Origin of the sequence: Pseudonocardia sp. 73-21, assembly GCF_001899645.1 — a bacterium.
Classification (GTDB): Bacteria; Actinomycetota; Actinomycetes; order Mycobacteriales; family Pseudonocardiaceae; genus Pseudonocardia.
This window is the reverse complement of record NZ_MKVV01000057.1, coordinates 98,360-114,044: the sequence shown is the minus strand read 5'-3', so window position 1 is coordinate 114,044 and position 15,685 is coordinate 98,360. Positions and strand designations below refer to the sequence as shown.

The 15,685-nt window shown below is 73.6% G+C and carries 15 protein-coding genes; 3 read left to right on the top strand and 12 right to left on the bottom strand.

The features are described from left to right. Positions 1 to 23 precede the first annotated feature (23 nt). The gene (locus BGP03_RS18650) at positions 24 to 1,019 is read right to left on the bottom strand and encodes a LacI family DNA-binding transcriptional regulator (protein WP_296371772.1); all 996 of its coding nucleotides are present in this window, start codon (positions 1,017 to 1,019) and stop codon (positions 24 to 26) included. Positions 1,020 to 1,159: 140 nt separating this feature from the next. Here BGP03_RS18650 and BGP03_RS18645 point away from each other — a divergent pair, with 140 nt between their 5' ends. After that, entirely contained in the window at positions 1,160 to 1,918 is a 759-nt protein-coding gene (locus BGP03_RS18645) for an SDR family oxidoreductase (protein WP_296371770.1), read from the top strand. Then, the gene (locus BGP03_RS18640; protein WP_298795545.1) at positions 1,915 to 2,646 is read left to right on the top strand and encodes an aldolase/citrate lyase family protein; all 732 of its coding nucleotides are present in this window, start codon (positions 1,915 to 1,917) and stop codon (positions 2,644 to 2,646) included. The genes BGP03_RS18645 and BGP03_RS18640 overlap by 4 nt, the downstream gene beginning before the upstream one ends. Here BGP03_RS18640 and BGP03_RS18635 read toward each other — a convergent pair. The 5 genes from BGP03_RS18635 to hisD all read right to left on the bottom strand — a co-directional run bounded on the left by BGP03_RS18635 (position 2,601) and on the right by hisD (position 7,806). Next, positions 2,601 to 3,299, bottom strand: coding sequence for an alpha/beta fold hydrolase (locus BGP03_RS18635; RefSeq protein WP_298795546.1), 699 nt, complete (start codon positions 3,297 to 3,299; stop codon positions 2,601 to 2,603). The genes BGP03_RS18640 and BGP03_RS18635 overlap by 46 nt on opposite strands. Further along, entirely contained in the window at positions 3,296 to 4,177 is an 882-nt protein-coding gene (locus tag BGP03_RS18630) for a carbohydrate ABC transporter permease (RefSeq protein WP_296371765.1), read from the bottom strand. Before BGP03_RS18630 ends, BGP03_RS18635 begins: the two co-directional genes overlap by 4 nt. Beyond that, entirely contained in the window at positions 4,174 to 5,043 is an 870-nt protein-coding gene (locus BGP03_RS18625) for a sugar ABC transporter permease (RefSeq protein WP_296371763.1), read from the bottom strand. The genes BGP03_RS18630 and BGP03_RS18625 overlap by 4 nt, the downstream gene beginning before the upstream one ends. Before the next feature lie 60 nt (positions 5,044 to 5,103). Beyond that, the gene (locus BGP03_RS18620) at positions 5,104 to 6,420 is read right to left on the bottom strand and encodes an extracellular solute-binding protein (RefSeq protein WP_296371761.1); all 1,317 of its coding nucleotides are present in this window, start codon (positions 6,418 to 6,420) and stop codon (positions 5,104 to 5,106) included. 66 nt (positions 6,421 to 6,486) lie between these two features. After that, positions 6,487 to 7,806, bottom strand: coding sequence for a histidinol dehydrogenase (gene hisD / locus BGP03_RS18615; protein WP_298795547.1), 1,320 nt, complete (start codon positions 7,804 to 7,806; stop codon positions 6,487 to 6,489). A 112-nt stretch (positions 7,807 to 7,918) separates the two neighbouring features. Between hisD and BGP03_RS18610 the strand changes: the two genes are divergently transcribed. Next, on the top strand, positions 7,919 to 8,785 hold the full coding sequence (locus tag BGP03_RS18610; RefSeq protein WP_298795548.1) for an aldo/keto reductase family oxidoreductase: 867 nt from the start codon (positions 7,919 to 7,921) through the stop codon (positions 8,783 to 8,785). 17 nt (positions 8,786 to 8,802) lie between these two features. Here BGP03_RS18610 and BGP03_RS18605 read toward each other — a convergent pair whose 3' ends face one another. From BGP03_RS18605 to bla, 6 genes are all read right to left on the bottom strand, one after another. Then, complete coding sequence (locus BGP03_RS18605) at positions 8,803 to 8,988, bottom strand: hypothetical protein (RefSeq protein WP_296371755.1); 186 nt, start codon at positions 8,986 to 8,988, stop codon at positions 8,803 to 8,805. Between the two features lies 1 nt (position 8,989). Continuing rightward, complete coding sequence (locus BGP03_RS18600; RefSeq protein ID WP_298795549.1) at positions 8,990 to 10,027, bottom strand: hypothetical protein; 1,038 nt, start codon at positions 10,025 to 10,027, stop codon at positions 8,990 to 8,992. A 7-nt stretch (positions 10,028 to 10,034) separates the two neighbouring features. Beyond that, positions 10,035 to 12,311 (bottom strand): phosphotransferase, encoded by a 2,277-nt coding sequence (locus tag BGP03_RS18595; RefSeq protein WP_298795550.1) that lies wholly within the window; start codon positions 12,309 to 12,311, stop codon positions 10,035 to 10,037. Positions 12,312 to 12,404: 93 nt separating this feature from the next. After that, positions 12,405 to 13,880, bottom strand: coding sequence for an aromatic amino acid ammonia-lyase (locus tag BGP03_RS18590; protein WP_298795551.1), 1,476 nt, complete (start codon positions 13,878 to 13,880; stop codon positions 12,405 to 12,407). Between the two features lie 12 nt (positions 13,881 to 13,892). After that, positions 13,893 to 14,180, bottom strand: coding sequence for an amino acid permease (locus BGP03_RS18585; RefSeq protein ID WP_363094057.1), 288 nt, complete (start codon positions 14,178 to 14,180; stop codon positions 13,893 to 13,895). A gap of 233 nt (positions 14,181 to 14,413) precedes the next feature. Beyond that, complete coding sequence (gene bla / locus BGP03_RS18580) at positions 14,414 to 15,256, bottom strand: class A beta-lactamase (protein ID WP_298795621.1); 843 nt, start codon at positions 15,254 to 15,256, stop codon at positions 14,414 to 14,416. Positions 15,257 to 15,685 lie beyond the last annotated feature (429 nt).

Sequence of the window (15,685 nt, the reverse complement as noted above, 5' to 3'; positions counted from 1 at the left end):
AGGACAAGGGCGTCGGACGCGATTCAGGAGCGCGGGGGGCCGATCGTGGCCCGCGCCACGTAGCGCGTGGGGTGCACGACGTGCCGGAACTCCGAGCCCGGCTCCTCGAGCCGGGCGACGACCAGCCGGGCGGCCTCCCGGGCGACGGCGTCGAGGTCGTAGGCGACGGTGGAGAGCCGGACCAGGGCCCATCCGGACGTCGGCAGGTCGTCGAATCCGGCCACCGACACGACCCCGGGAACCGCCACCCCCCGTTCGACGGCCGCGTTCAGCCCGCCCAGCGCCACCACGTCGTTGCCGAAGAGCACCAGCGTGGGCGGGTCACCGCCGTCGAGCAGCGTGGTCATGCCGGCGTGCCCGGTGGCGAAGTCGAAGGGGCCGTGGAGCACGTCGCGGTGCGCGAGCTGCAGACCGTGCTCGTCGAGGACCGTGCGCGCGACCTGTTCCCGCAGCTCGCCGGTGCTCGTGTTGCGCGGGCCGAACACCGCGCCGAAGCGCCGGTGGCCGCGGGCGATCGCGTCCTCCAGCAGCGCCCGCAGGCCCGGCTCCGGATCGACGGTGACCGAGTCGGCGTCGATGCTGGCCGCCGTGCGGTTCAGGTAGACGAACGGGACCCCGCGGTCGCGCAGCCGCGCGGGCTGGATCGAGTCGGTGGTGGTGGTGGACAGGACCACGGCGGCCAGGCCGTACGCCGCCACCCGTTCGGCCAGCGACGCGCTCGACGCCGACTCCGTGATCAGCACCAGCTCGTGGCCCAGCTCCTCCAGCTCACGGTGCAGCGGCGCCACCAGGTGCGTGTAGAACTGGTTCTCCAGATCCGTGACGACGAGCCCGATCCGCGTCGAGCGGCCCGTGGACAGGGCCCGGCCGATCGCGTTCGGGGCGTAGCCCAGCGCCTTCGCCGCCTCCCGGACGCGCGCCTTGGTGGCCTCCGACACGCGCGGATGGTCGCTCAGCGCACGGGACACCGTCGGCTGGGAGACCCCGGCGAGCCTCGCCACGTCCCGACTGGTGACCATGCCGTGCGCCTCCTCGCTTGACCAGCGCCACCCCGTCGACCTTGACTATAAGGCGCATACGTATGTTACATCGGTACCCCGCCACGAGGAGGCCCCATGAACCGGGAACCGGACCCCCACGGACCACCTCAGGCCCTGGGGTGAGCGCCGTCAAGGGCCGGACGGCTCTCGTGACGGGTGGCGGCAACGGGCTCGGCGCCGCGATCGCCGGGCGGCTCGTCGCGGCCGGTGCACGCGTGGTGCTGGCGGGCCGCCGGGAGGACCCGCTCCGGCGGACCGCGGCGGACCTCGGACCCGGCGCCCGGGCCGCCGTCTGCGACGTCGCCGACGCCGGGTCCGTCACCGCACTGGGTGCCGAGCTGGCCGGGGAGGAGATCTCGATCGTCGTCAACAACGCGGGGATCGCCGGGCCGGTCGCACCGCTGGTCGAGATCGCGCCCGACGAGTGGGACGAGGTCTTCGCCGTCAACGTGCGCGGCGTGTACCTCGTGTGCCGGGAGTTCCTGCCGCCGATGATCGCCCGGGGTGACGGCGACGTGATCAACGTGGCCTCGGTGTCGGGCAAGCGGCCGCTCGCCCGGCGGGCGCCCTACACCGCATCCAAGACCGCGGTGCTCGGCCTCACCTCCACGCTCGCGTTCGAGGTGGGCCCGTACGGCGTGCGGGTCAACGCCCTGTCGCCGGGCCCCGTCGCCGGCGACCGGATGGACCGCAACTTCCGGCTCGAGGCCGAGCGCACCGGCAGCACGGTGGACGACGCCCGCGCCGCGTTCGTCGACCGGGCGGCCCTGGGCCGCATGGTCACCCCGGACGAGGTCGGCCGCGCCGCCGTCGCCATGCTCGAGATGACCGGCATGACCGGCGCCGACATCGACCTGTCCGCCGGGATGATCGCGTGATCCGGGCGCGCCTGGCCGCGGGCGAGCGGCTGACCTGCGGCCTGGTCCGGATGCCGGCCGAGGATGTCGTCGAGATGCTGGCGGTCGCCGGCCTGGACATGCTGCTGGTCGACTGCGAGCACGGCCCCGCCGACGTCATCGAGCTGCGCCGCCACATCGCGCTGGCCGACACCCACGGCGTGCCCGTGCTGGTGCGGATCGGCGAGGGCGAGCACCGCCTGGCGCAGCGGGCGCTGGACCAGGGCGCGCACGGCATCGTCGCCCCGCACGTGGAGACGGCCGCGGAGGCGGAGGCGCTGGTCCGGGCCGTGCGCTATCCCCCACGCGGCGACCGGGGTTTCGCGACCTACCCCCGGGCGGGCCGGTTCGGCACTCGCAGCGCCGCCGAGCACCGCGCCCACACCGACGCGGCGACGTTCCTGCTGGTCATGCTGGAGTCACCGGGAGCCGTCGCGAGGGCGGGCGGGATCGTCGCCGTCGACGGCGTGGACGGCTGGCTCGTCGGCACCGCCGACCTCGGCGCGGTCCGCACACCGGCCGACCCGACCGTGCCGGAGCTGCTGGCCCGGGTCCGGCGCGACCCCGCGGTGGCCGGCTCGGTGCGAGCCGACCTGGCCGGGAGCGCCGCCGAGGCCGAGACGGCGTTCGCGGACGGGGCGCAGATCGTGGTCTACAACGTGGCTCAGGTGATGATGACGGCGTTCCGGGAGCTCCCCCGCAGATCCTGAAGGAAGGCCCCGATCGCGTCCGGAGCGTCCAGCGGCAGCAGGTGGCCGGCCCCGGGGAGCACGTGCAGCTCCGCCCCGGGCACGGCCGCGGCGATCTCGACGTGGTTCGCGACCGGGCAGACCGTGTCGTGCTCCCCCGCCAGCACGAGCGTCGGCACCCGGACGTCCCGCAGGCCGGGGCGTTCGTCGACGCGGGTGGCCTGCAGCCGCAACTGGGCGTCCCAGATGCGTCCGCCGACGGCGTCGGCCATCGCGAGCACGCGCTCGTCCTGCTCGGGGGTGCGGCGGGCGGTGAGGGCCGGGAGCAGGTCGCACTGCAGGTCCCGGGCGGTCCGGCCGGCGGCCAGCGCCTCCCGCTGCCGGGCCCAGGCCGCGTGTTGGGCGTCCGTGGGCGGGCGGGCGTTGGTGGCCAGGAGACCGAGAGCCGCCACCCGTTCCGGTGCCCGGCGCACGAGCGCCATCGCGACGATCCCGCCGAGCGAGAGCCCGGCGAGCTTGAAGCGCGGCGGGAGCGCGCCGAGCAGCCGTTCCACGCAGCCGTCGAGCGTCGGGGCGTCGAGCGCGCCGTGCACGACCTGCTCGCCGAGCCCGAGCCCCGACCACAGGTCGGGCGAGCAGCCCGAGCCCGGCAGCAGGACGAGCGGCGGGTTCACCCCTTGACCGAGCCCGCGTTCAGCCCGGCCACGAGGTAGCGCTGGGCGATGAACGCGAACGCGATCACCGGCAGCGTCAGCAGCATCGCCGCGGCACCCGCCTGCTGCAGCATCGGGAGCGTCTGGCCGAGCTGCGTCGCGATGAACACGGGCACGGTGCGGGCGTTGATGTCGGTGAGGATGGTGGCGGTCAGGTACTCCTGGAACGCGAACAGGAACATGAAGATCCCCGCGGTCAGGATGCCCGGGCCCATCAGCGGGATGATCACCCGCACCAGCGTCTGGACGCGGTTGCAGCCGTCCATCATGGCGGCCTCGTCCACCTCCTTCGGGATCTCGGCGAAGAAGTTGCGCAGCAACCAGATCGAGAACGGCTGGTTGATCGCCACCAGCGCCGCCGCCACGGCGAACGTCGTGTCGTAGATGCCCAACGCCCGCGACAGGTCGTACATCGGCAGGACGACGGCGAAGCGCGGCAGCGCCCGGAAGATCAGCGCGGCGATGAGCAGCACGGCGGAGATCCACCCCGGCATGCGGGCGAGCGCGTACGCCGCCGGCAGCCCGATGAGCAGCGCGACCACCGTGCTGATCACGGCGACGACGAGCGTGTTGATCAGGTACTGGTAGAACTGCGTGGTCTGCCAGAGGTCCACGAAGGACTGCAGCGAGGGCTGGTAGAAGAACACCGGCGGGTTCAGGAAGGCCACGTCGGTCGGCTTCGTGACCGACATGGCCGTCCATATCACCGGACTGAGCATCGCCCAGCAGGTCAGGACGAGGATGCCGCCGACGAGGTAGCGCCGGGCCGACCAGCGCTTCCGCGGCGGCGCCGGCACGACGTCGGCCACGGCTCGCGTGCGTTCGGTTGTCGTCGTCATGCGTGCCGGGCCTCCCGGGCGATGCCGCGGATGAAGGGGTAGAGCATCAGGCAGATCAGCGCGATGAGCAGCACGTTCACGGCGCTGCCGAGGCCGAGCTGCTGGCCGCCGTCCTGGAAGGCGACGTTGAAGACGTAGAGCATCACCGACTCGTTGCCGAGCTGCACCGCCTGCGGCGACAGCGCGATGAGCTGGTCGAAGGCGCGCAGCACGTCCATGATCGAGATGATGGCGACGAAGCCGAGCGTGCCCCGCACCGTGGGGATGATGACGTTCCAGTGCAGGCGCCAGGTGGGCGCGCCGTCGATCTGCGCGGCCTCGACGACCTCCTCGGGCACCGACTGCAGCCCGGCGAGGATCACCAGCATCGCGAACGGGAGCATCGACCACACCGTGTTCAGCGCGACCATGATCCGGTTCGGCCACGTCGAGGCGAACCAGAGGATGTCCTGCCCCAGGAGCGTCGACAGCAGGAAGTTGAGCACACCGCCGAAGTTGGAGTTGAACAGCCAGGAGAACATCGCCCCGCCGACGACCTGCGGGATCACGTAGGACACGAGCAGGATGCCGAGGACGAACGGCCGGCTCCGGCCCAGGCCGTTGACCAGCGTCGCCAGCAGGTAGCCCAGCACGATCAGGGTGGCCACGACCACCAGGGTCAGCTCCACCGTGAACAGGACCGCCTGGCCGAAGCGCGGGTCGGTGAGCGCGTGGGTGTAGTTGTCGAGCCCGACGAACGTGCCGGTCTCGCCGTAGTTCACGCGCTGCAGGCTCCACGCGATGGTCTGGTAGAGCGGCAGCACCAGCAGCCCGGCCATCACCAGGACGCTCGGGGCTACGAAGCCGAAGAACTCACGTCTGCGCACGGGACACACCTCCCCTGTGCCCCGGCGGCCGCCACGCGGGCGGCCGCCGGGGCACCTCGGTCACGGGTACTGCTTGAGGACGGCCGTGGCGAGCTGCTGCATCTTCGCCTGCCCGTCCGGGATCGAGGTCTTGCCGAGGATCACGTCGGCCACGACCGGGCGGATCTCGTTGCTGATCACCGACGTCCACGGGTACGGCTCGGCGGGCGGCGCCTTCGTGATCGAGGCGAGCGCGGCGGCCGCGTACGGGCTGCTGGATTCGGTGAGCACGCCCTGGCGTGCCGGGAAGGCGGCCGGCACGGAGGCCTTCGACGAGTCGGGGCCGACCGAGGAGGCGATGATGCTGAACAGCATGTCCGGATCGGCCTTGGTGTTGGCCGGGATCGACCAGCCGTCCACCGACAGGGTGTTGTAGAGGATGTCACCCCCGGCCACCGACGGCGGCGCCGCGAAGGCCATCTGCGAGGCGAACCGGTTGTTGGACGCCTGGGTCAGGTCGTTCATCCGGCCCGAGAACATGATCGCCATCGCCGCGCCGCCGTTGTAGATCTGCTGCTGCACGGCCGGCTGGTCGAACGTGGCCACCTGCGGGTCCATGAACGGCAGGAGCGAGCGCAGCGCCTCGAAGGCCTGCGCGGCCTGCGGCTTGTCGAAGTTGGGCGTCTTGCTGCCCGGGTCGACGAAGTTGGCGCCGAGCGAGCCCATCGCCGAGTCGTAGGCGGTGATGATGTCGGAGCTGGCCAGCAGCGGCAGCGCGATCGGGTACTTGATCTGCCCGGCGGCCTGGATCTTGGTGGCCGCGTCGCGCATCTCCGCGAACGTGGTCGGCGGCTTCAGGCCGAGCTGGTCGAACACGTCCTTGCGGTAGGCCATGACGTACATCTGCGCCTGCATCGGCAGCGCGTAGAGCTTGCCGTCGTAGGTCATCACCTTGCGCATCTCGGGGCTGATCCGGTCGAGCCCGTACTGCGCCGTGTACTTCGCGAAGAGGTCGTCGAGGGGACGCAGCTTGCCCGCGGCCGCCTGCGTGGGCACGACGAACCCGTAGTTCTCGAGGATGTCGTAGGTGCCGGTGGCCCCGGCCAGCGTGGCGGTGGTCTTCTGCACCTGACCCGCGAAGTCGATCGGCTCGTGGTTGACGGTGACGCCGTCTCGGGTGCAGCTCTTCACCATGGTGTTGGTGAACGGGTCGACGGCGGAGGAGTTGTACGCCAGCACGTTCACGCTCACCGGCTGGGCCGGGGCCGTGAACTGGCAGTCGACCTGCGCGGCGGTCGCCGCAGCCGTGCGCGAGCCTGCGCCGCAGGCCGACACGGCCAGCGAGGCCGCGACGGCGACCACCGCCAGGCACGTCAGCCGGGTCCGAGATCTGATCATGGTGGGAGCTGTCCTTCCAGTGGGGACGTCACAACGTGTTCATACGCATGCACTTGCCGGTAACACTCAACCGCCGACGATGTCCAACCGCAGCTGTGCACTGTCGCGGTGCCCGACCAGCCGTTCGAAGTCCGACACGGCCACCGTCGGCCGCGCCTGCGCGGCCGTGGCGTCCCTGGTCGCCCGCTGGTAGGTCAGCTGCTTGAGGAAGCCCGCCACCGACAGCCCGCCGGTGTAGCGCGCCCCCCGGGCGGTGGGCAGCACGTGGTTGGTGCCGGACATGCCCTTGTCGGCGTAGACCACCGTCGACCACGGCCCCAGGAACAGCGAGCCGTAGTTGCGCAGCTCGCCGAGCCACCAGTCCAGGTCCTCGGCGATCACCTCCAGGTGCTCGGGGGCGAGCAGGTTCATGACCCGGGCCGCCTCCTCCCGCGTCTCGGTGAGGTACACCGAGCCGTGGTCACGCCACGCCGCGCCGGCGATCTCGGCCGTGGCGAGGCCCGCGAGCTGCTTCTCGATCTCGCGCGGCACCTCGTCGGCCAGCCGCTCCGACGTCGTGGCCAGGCTGGCCGGTGAGGTCGGCCCGTGCTCGGCCTGGGCCAGCAGATCCGAGGCCACCATCGCGGCGTCAGCGGTGTCGTCGGCGATCACCGCGACCTCCGACGGCCCGGCCAGCACGTCGATGCCGACCCGGCCGAAGAGCTGCCGCTTCGCCTCCGCGACGTAGGCGTTGCCAGCGCCGACGATCATGTCCGACGGCACCCCGTCGAGCAGCCCGAAGGCCATCGCGGCCAACGCCTGCACCCCGCCGACGGCGTACACCGAACGGGCGCCGGAGAGGTGGGCGGCGTGCAGGACCGCGGGGTGCGGCCGGCCGTTGCGCGACGGCGGGGTGGCGCTGACGACGTTGCCCACCCCGGCGACGTCCGCCACCCCGACGGTCATGAACGCGCTGGCCAGCAGCGGGAACCGGCCCGCGGGCAGGTACGCGCCCACGTTCTCGACGGGGACGAACCTCTGCCCGCAGACCACGCCGGGCAGCACCTCCTCCTCGAAGTCCTGCAGCCGCGCGCGCTGCATCGCGGCGAAGCGACGCGTCCGCTCGGCCCCGGCCTGCAGCGCCGACCGCAGCGCCTCGGGCAGGGCGTCGCCGGCCGCCGCGAGCTCCGCGTCGGGCACCCGCAGCTCGCTGCCGGTGAACCCGTCGAGCTCGCGGGCGTAGCGCAGCACCGCGTCCATGCCGTCGCGCTCGATGCGGGAGAGCATCTCCGAGACCGTCGCCGCGACAGCCGGATCGCGCTCGGCCGGGCGGTCCGGCCCGTCGGGTTCCTTGACGACACGCAACCCGGCGCCGACCCGCTCCTTGTCCTGATCCGTCAGATGCATACGCATACACTAAGTTGGACCTGCCGGTACGGCAAGAGGCGATCCTGGCTCTCCCGGTCCCAGGACGACCGGTGCCCTCGCTGCCGCGGCGCACCCGGCGCAGGATGGGGCCATGGCACTCCATGACATCTCCGGCGGCACCTACCGCGTCGGCGACCTCGACCTCACCCGCATCGGCTACGGCGCCATGCAGCTCGCCGGCCCCGGCGTGTTCGGCCCGCCGAAGGACCGCGACGCCGCGATCGCCGTGCTGCGCGAGGTGGTGACGCTCGGCATCACCCACATCGACACCGCCGACTTCTACGGCCCGCACGTCACCAACAAGATCATCCGCGAGGCCCTCGCCCCCTACCCCGACGGTCTGCACATCGTCACGAAGGTCGGGGCCCGCCGCGACGAGACGGGCGGGTGGCCGCACGCCCGTACCCCCGACGAGCTCCGCGCGCAGGTCCACGACAACCTGGGGCGCCTCGACCTGGAGGCGATCGACGTCGTCAACCTGCGGGTCGGCGGCCTCGACGCCCCCGAGCCGGGCTCGATCGCGGAGCAGTTCACGGCGCTCGCGGAGCTCCAGCAGCAGGGGCTGATCCGGCACCTCGGCCTCAGCACGGTCGACGCCGAGCAGGTGGCCGAGGCGCAGGCGATCGCGCCGGTGGTGTGCGTGCAGAACATGTACAACATCGCCCACCGCGACGACGACGCGCTGGTCGACTCCCTGGCCGCGCAGGGCATCGCCTACGTCCCCTACTTCCCGCTCGGCGGCTTCTCCCCGCTGCAGTCCGATGCGCTCGCGTCCGTGGCGAAGCGGCTCGACGCCACGCCGATGTCCGTCGCCCTCGCGTGGCTGCTGCAGCGCTCACGCAACATCCTGCTGATCCCGGGCACGTCCTCGGTCGAGCACCTGCGCGAGAACGTCACGGGGGCCGGACTCGTCCTGCCCCCCGACGCGGTCGCGGAGCTGGACGCGATCGGCGGCTGACGACCGCAGCCGGGTGGTCACGCCCACGGCCGTGAACAGGGCACCAGCCCGCAGACCGCCATCCCGACGCGGCCGCGGAACACGGGGTCCACCCAGGTCTGCACCGCCGAGTCGGCCGGCGCCTGGACCGCCGGGTTCACCGCGCCCATCACCACGGGCTGACGCGGCTCGGGCCGCAGCACCGGCCGCCGGAGCTGGGCCACATCACGGCCTGAACCGGGCCACGATCTCCGTCCGCCACGCCAGGTCCGCGGCCTCGAGCAGCGCGTGCTCCGACTCCGACGACGCGACGGCCCGCGCGAACGCGGACGCGATGTCGCCGAGACCCAGCGCCGCGAGGCACGCGTCGTGGTCGGCGTGGACCGCCGCGATCTCCTCCAGCACCGGAGCCGGGTCGTCGTGCTGGGTCCGCACCCACAGCGGCGCGTAGCGCACCCACCCCCGGACGGCGCCGGCGAACCGGCGCAGGTGGGCCGGGGTCGGCGGCACGGCGGCGGGGGCGGCGCGGCCGAGCCGGAACGGGTCGTGCCGCACGGGGGCCGCTCCGGTGACGGCCGCGCCCGCCAGCCGCAGCCCGAAGAAGGTGTCCTCGCCCCGCGCCCCGGGCGGGCAGAAGAACGGCGGGATCCGCCCGGCGGCCAGCGCGGCGAGCGAGATCCCCACGTTGCCGCCGTAGACCACGAGCCCGCGGCGCAGGTCGGGCAGCGCGCCCGTCCCGAACGCGGGGGCGGCCGTCAGGCAGTCGGCGGGGAGCACCTCGTTGCCCAGGGCCAGGGCCCGCCCGAGATCGCCGAGGCAGCGCCGGTCGACCAGGGACGACAGGTCCACGAGGGGAGCGGCATGGCCGACGTACCCGCCCCGGGTGACGTCCGCGCCGCCCGCCAGCCCGTCCAGGTGCGAGCGGAGGAACCCCCGCCCGGGGTGCACGTCGTCGTCGACGAACACCGCCACGTCGTGGCCGTCCCGCATGGCCGCCAGCAGCGGCGCGTTGCGGGCGGAGGCGTAGCCCGGCCGCTCGACGAGCCCGCCCACCCCCAGAGCGGCCCGGTCCGCGGCGTCGACGTGGTGCACGGCCAGCCCGAACCCGGCACCGATCCGCGGCTCCCCCGGCTGCAGGGGCGGGTCGGTCGAGAAGTACAGCGACACGTCGTCGATCCCGCTCGCCCGCGCGTCGTCGAGGAACTCCTCCGCGACCCGCCCCGCGTGGGGCCGGACCGTGGGCATGATCAGGGCGACGCGCACGGTCGCACTAGACCCCGGCCGTCACCTGCTCGTCCAGCACGGGGAGCGCTCCGGCCACGACCGCGACGAGGTTGCGCCGCACCCACACCGGGTTGGCGGCGAACGACGGCGACTTCGCCATGTTCTGGGCGACGTGGGCGAGCCAGCCCAGCAGTGTGAGCAGCCGGACGTCGAGCACGCTGCCGCCGAGCATCCGCTGCGCGCGGGCGAGCAGCTCGTTGTCGGCGGAGCGGATGTCGGCCAGGTGCTCCAGCACGACGGCCCCGAGCTCGCTGCCCAGCAGCTCGCGTTCGGAGGTGAGCAGGAAGCTGACGACGTCGAGGACGGCCAGCCCGCGCTGCTGCGCCTGGCACCAGTCGACGATCGCCACCACGCGCCCGTCGGGGGCGGTGAGGACGTTGTCGGCGGTGTAGTCGCCGTGCGTCCACGCGGTGCTCACGACGCGGCCGCGCAGCTGCTCGGTGAGGATCGCCGCGAGCCGTTCGGCCTCGGCGCGGCGGCCGCGGGGCAGCGCGCGCACGACCTGCGCCATCGGCTCGGCCACCCACAGCCGCAGCTCCTCGTCACCGACGACGGCCGGGGTGGCCGTGCAGCGGTGCAGCTCGCTGATCACCGAGACGGCGCTGGAGCGGAACCGGCGGCGGCGCGCGGGATCACGCAGGGCCTCGCCACCGCCGCGGCCCGCCAGCCGCGACTCGATGACGGCGTAGGAGCCGCCCGCGTCGCCGTCGTCGAGCACCGAGGGCACCAGCCGGCGCCAGGCGCCGAGTCGCGTGTCCGTGTGCAGAGCCCGCAGCACGTCGGTCTGGCGGCGCAGGTGGGTGCGGCCGAGCGTGCTGTCGCTCGCCTTCAGCAGGGCGCCCCCGATGCCGCCGTCGGGCCCGCAGGCCACGACGACCGTGTCCGAGCCGCCGCCGAGCCGCTCCCCCATCACCCAGCCGTCGCGTCGCGTGTCGGCGGCCGCGAACGGCCGGACCCGACGCAGCAGGGCCTTGGTGCGCACCCTGTCGACACCGGTGCGCAGGCCGGGCGGCAACCACGGCGCGGTGGCGACGAGGATCCCGAGGGCCATCAGGACCTGCGCGGTCAGCCACGAGATGCCCACCGCGGTGATGCCCAGCACGGGCATGAGCTCCCACGACAGCACGATGACCATGACCGAGATGCCGGCCGGCACCCCGAACAGCACGCCCATCCGCCGACGCACCCGCGCCGCCCCGACCGTGGACGCCGTGACGACGTTGGGGATGGCCGACAACGCCGTCCAGCGCAGCGCGCCGGAACCGTAGTCGGCGTAGTGCCGGCCGAACAGCGACAGGATCAGCGGCGCGCCCACGGCGAGGACCACCGACGCCGGGGCCACCAGCACCATCGCGCGGCGGACCATCGCCCGGCGGGCGCCGTCCAGGCCGTCGAGGTCGCCGGCGCTGTGGGCCACCATCGACTGGCTCATGCCCGAGGCGACCAGGTAGAGCGACTGCGTGATCGTCCAGACCACGGCGTACGCGGCGGCGGCGCCGGCGCCCAGCCGGGCCAGCACCAGCAGCGGGATGCCGAACAGGGCGGCCTGCCAGAACACCCCGCCCGCGTAGTCGGCGCGCACGAAGCGCGCGATGGCCGACACGGTGACCGGCTCGAACGACACGGCCGAGTTCCGGCCGAACTGCGGCACCGCCCGCAGCAGCATCCACACGTTGATCGGGACGACGATCAGCGCGGTGGCCACCGCCCAGCTGACCGCGATGCCGCCGGGCACCACCAGGACCGTGGCCACGAGCAGCAGCAGGATCTTCAGCAGCGAGAACACGAAGTTCTCCCCCGGGACGACGGTGGCCCGGCGGATGCCGGTCAGCACGTAGTCCTGGATCACGAAGATCGACCACAGCGGGGTGGCCACCACGAAGAACAGCAGGAGCCGGCCGGGGCCGAACTCGTCGACCAGCTGCGGCGCCCACACCCGGGCCCCCAGCGCGAACCCCGCACCGACGAGCGCGGCCATGCCGGCCCCCACGACGTACCCGCCGAGCACGACGCGCCGGGCCGCCCATCCCGCGACCGGGACGAACCGCAGCAGCGCGTAGGTCATGTTCAGCTGGGCGATGCCACCCAGGAACATCATGGTGGAGATCGCGACCTGGTTGATGCCGAGCACGTCCGGCGGGAACAGCCGCGCCGCCAGGACCCAGTACAGCAGGCCGACGCCCGAGGTCAGCGCAGAGCTCAGGACGAGCGCCAGCCCGTCCCGGTGGACGGGGGCGAGACGGAGGAGAACCGACCTCGGCATGCGCGGAGGGTAGCAACCCCCGGGCGGCAAGCTCCCGGCAAACAGTCGGTGAAATCGCCCTGACGCGCTGGGTGGTCGTCCGGGAGCGCCGGGTCAGGACAGAGCGCTCCCCCGGACATGTACGGCGAGTGACGGGAGCAGCTCCGACGCCGCCTCGATGTCGAGGTCGAGGGGGCGGTCGGCGGCGGAGTCGTCGAGCACCGCGGCCGCCGCGGAGAAGGCAGCCGACAGCCCCTCGCCACGCGGTGCGTCCGAGCGCTGGCGCAGCGCCCGGACGGCTGCGACGAGCTCGCACGCGAGGACGGTGCGGTTGGACGGGAGCACCTCGCTCGTGCGGTGCGCCGACTGCGCGGAGAAGCTCGCGTGCTCCTCGGCGCCGCGGGAGAGCACGGCGTTGCCCAGGCCGGCGGGCGCCGCCGTGTGGCGCAGGTCCGCCAGCGCGGAGTGGGCCACGTACTCCAGGATCATGACGCCCGAGCTGCCCGCGGGGCCGTCGGCGAGGAACGGGCGCAGCCCGGTGAAGGTCGGCTCCACCAGCGCGCCGAGCCGCGCGGTGGACAGCCCGGCGGTCGAGAACAGGGTGGCCCGCGCCGTGTCGAGCGCGTAGGTCAGGTAGGCGGTGTGGAAGTTGCCGTTGTGCAGGACGTCGCGCGACGCGACGTCGATCAGCGGGTTCTCGCTGGCGGAGTTCATCTCGATCCGCAGCACCTCGGCGAGGTGCAGGGCCGCCTCGACGGCCGGCCCGTGCACCTGCGGCAGCGCGCGGAGCCCGAACGGGTCCTGCACACGACCAGGGGTGAACCCGGCCTCGCCGCCCACGAGCGTGCGCAGCCGCAGCGCGGTGTCGCGCTGCCCGGGGTGCGGCCGGGCGTCGTGCACCGCCGCGGCGAACGCCTCCGCCAAGCCGTCGAGGGCGAGGAAGGACAGCCCCGCCACCACCAGCGTCGCGTCGAGCAGCTCGGTCTTCTCGAAGCACGCCAGCGCGGCCTCGCCGATGGTCGCGGCGTTGCTGCTGACGAACGCGAGGGCGTCGAGGCGGTGAGGAGGGAGATGGCTGACGGGCAGGTGTCCGACCGAGCCGTCGGCCCACGGCCGCTCGCCGAGCAGGCTCAGCGCCGCCGACGCCAGGGCCGTCAGGTCGGCGGTGCCGATCGCCCCCACCTGGTGCACCCGGGGCACCCGCCCCCGGTTCACCGCGGCGGCCAGCGCGTGGAGCACCGACGGGTGCACCCCGGAGCCGCCGACGGCGAGCTGGTTGAGCCGCACCAGCATCATCGCCCGGGCCACCGCGGGCGCCACCAGCGGACCGGCCCCTCCGGCGTGGCTGCGCAGCAGGCGCAGCCCGTGGTCGGCGGCCTCGGCCGTGCCCACCTGCACCGTCCGGTTGGACCCGACGCCGGTGGTGCGCCCGTAGACCGGTCGGCGCAGGACCACCTCCTCCGCCACCTCGTGCGCGGCGGTGGCCCGCGCCATGGCGGCCGGCCCGACCACCACCGGGACGTCGCCGTGGGCGATCGTGTGCACCTGCTCGCAGGTCAGGCCACCGTCGAGGACCACCGAGTCGGTCATCCCCGGAGGATGTCAGGAGGACACCCCGTAGACGGGCACGCGGCTGGCGTTCAGCTTCGCCCAGTACGTCCCGCCGGGCACCGCCCCGTCCCGGCTGAACGCGAACAGCATCCGGGTGGTGCTGGTCATGCAGGCGATCGTGCAGAAGAACTGGCCCGCGGCGGAGATCAGCAGCAGCACGCCGCCCCCGTTGCTGTCCAGCGCCTGCCCGATGATCACCGCGACGCCGCCACCCCCGGTGACCTTGTCCTCGTCCTGGACGGCGAACAGGAACGACAGCATCAGGATCCAGCCGCCGATGCCGGAGCAACGCGAACCCGCTGTTCCGGCCGCCGAAGAACCCCGTGTTGTTGACGGTGTGGATGAACACCGCCGACAGGCTGGCGTGCGTGGGCGGCAGGACCTCCGTGTCGCTGCTCACGCTGCGTGCACAGAGGACCAGGTTGCCCGCCCGTCCGGCAGCCCCTAGAGCACACGACGTGGGCACAGGGACGAAGGACGATCCCTCACGCCCGCATGCGGACGATCCGAGGTCAGAGCGCGGCCAGCGCGATCGTCGTGGCCTGCGCCAACAGGGCGGGGTCGGACGTGGCGTCCTGCGTGGGACGGCTGCTCAGGACGGCGAGCACCACCGGGGCGCCGGTGGGCGGCCACAGCACAGCGATGTCATTGGCGGTGCCGTAGCCGCCGCTGCCCGTCTTGTCGCCGACCGTCCAGCCGCCCGGCACGCCGGCCCGGATCCGCCCCGCACCGGTGGTGGCACCCACCAGCCAGCCGGTGAGCGCCGCGCGACCGGCCTCGGGCAGCGCCGGCCCCAGCGCCATCGCCCGCAGGTCGGCGGCGATGGCCCGGGGGGTGGTGGTGTCGCGCGGGTCGCCGGGGGTGGCCTCGTTGAGGTCGGGTTCGGTGCGGTCCAGGCGCGTGACGTCATCGCCCAGCGTGCGGGCGAACGCGGTGACCGCGGCGGGCCCGCCCAGCTCGCGCACGAGCAGGTTGGCCGCGGTGTTGTCGCTGTGGCGGACGGCCGCGTCGCACAGCTGCCCGAGGGTCATGCCCGCGGTCACGTTCGTCCCCGTGACGGGCGAGTACGGCACCAGCTCGGCCCGGGTGTAGGTGATGCGGCGGTCCAGGTCCCCCCGGAGCGTGATCGCCCCGGCCACCAGCGCCTTGTGCGTGGAGCACATCGCGAACCGTTCGTCGGCGCGGTGGGCGACCGTGGTCCCGGTGCCGGTGTCGATCGCGAACACCCCGACGCGGGCGTCGAAGCGCCGTTCGAGGTCGGCGAGGCGACCGTCGTACACCGGCGCCGGGGCGGCGGCGGGAGCGGGGGCCGCGACCCCGGCCCGGGTGCACGCACCCAGCGGCAGCACCGCCACCGCCGTCAACAGAGTCCTCCGCCTGATCCCCCCGACCATGGTTCCAGCGTCGCCGACAGAGGATCAGCCGCCACCCCCGGGGTCGTCCGGCCCGGGGACGGCGGTGGTGCGCGGCGCCGCCCGGCTCTCCGGCACGCCCGGTCGGGCGGACGGGAACCCGGCACGCTCGAGCGCCTGCCGCAGGTCCGCCGCGCGCGGGTCGGTGGAGCCGGCCAGCGCGGCCGCCAGCTGCCCGGCCAGCTGTTCCCACCGCCGGTCGGCGCTCGGGCCGGACGGGGAGCGGGTAGGTGCCGGCCGGGCTCGGCTCGACGGGTTCCGGGTGGACGGGCTCCGAGGGGACGGACCTCCGTCAGTCGGCGCGGCGGGGGCAGGGGTGTCGGAGGCAGGGGTGTCGGGGGCAGGGACGTCGGTAGCAGGGGCGTCGGTAGC

Bases quoted from the DNA above. Each gene is read 5' to 3' on its own strand.
- BGP03_RS18650 (WP_296371772.1), bottom strand. From the start codon at position 1,019: ATGGTCACCAGTCGGGACGTGGCGAGGCTCGCCGGGGTCTCCCAGCCG.
- BGP03_RS18630 (WP_296371765.1), bottom strand. From the start codon at position 4,177: ATGACGACGACAACCGAACGCACGCGAGCCGTGGCCGACGTCGTGCCG.
- BGP03_RS18620 (WP_296371761.1), bottom strand. From the start codon at position 6,420: ATGATCAGATCTCGGACCCGGCTGACGTGCCTGGCGGTGGTCGCCGTC.
- hisD (WP_298795547.1), bottom strand. From the start codon at position 7,806: ATGCATCTGACGGATCAGGACAAGGAGCGGGTCGGCGCCGGGTTGCGT.
- BGP03_RS18610 (WP_298795548.1), top strand. From the start codon at position 7,919: ATGGCACTCCATGACATCTCCGGCGGCACCTACCGCGTCGGCGACCTC.
- BGP03_RS18595 (WP_298795550.1), bottom strand. From the start codon at position 12,311: ATGCCGAGGTCGGTTCTCCTCCGTCTCGCCCCCGTCCACCGGGACGGG.
- BGP03_RS18590 (WP_298795551.1), bottom strand. From the start codon at position 13,880: ATGACCGACTCGGTGGTCCTCGACGGTGGCCTGACCTGCGAGCAGGTG.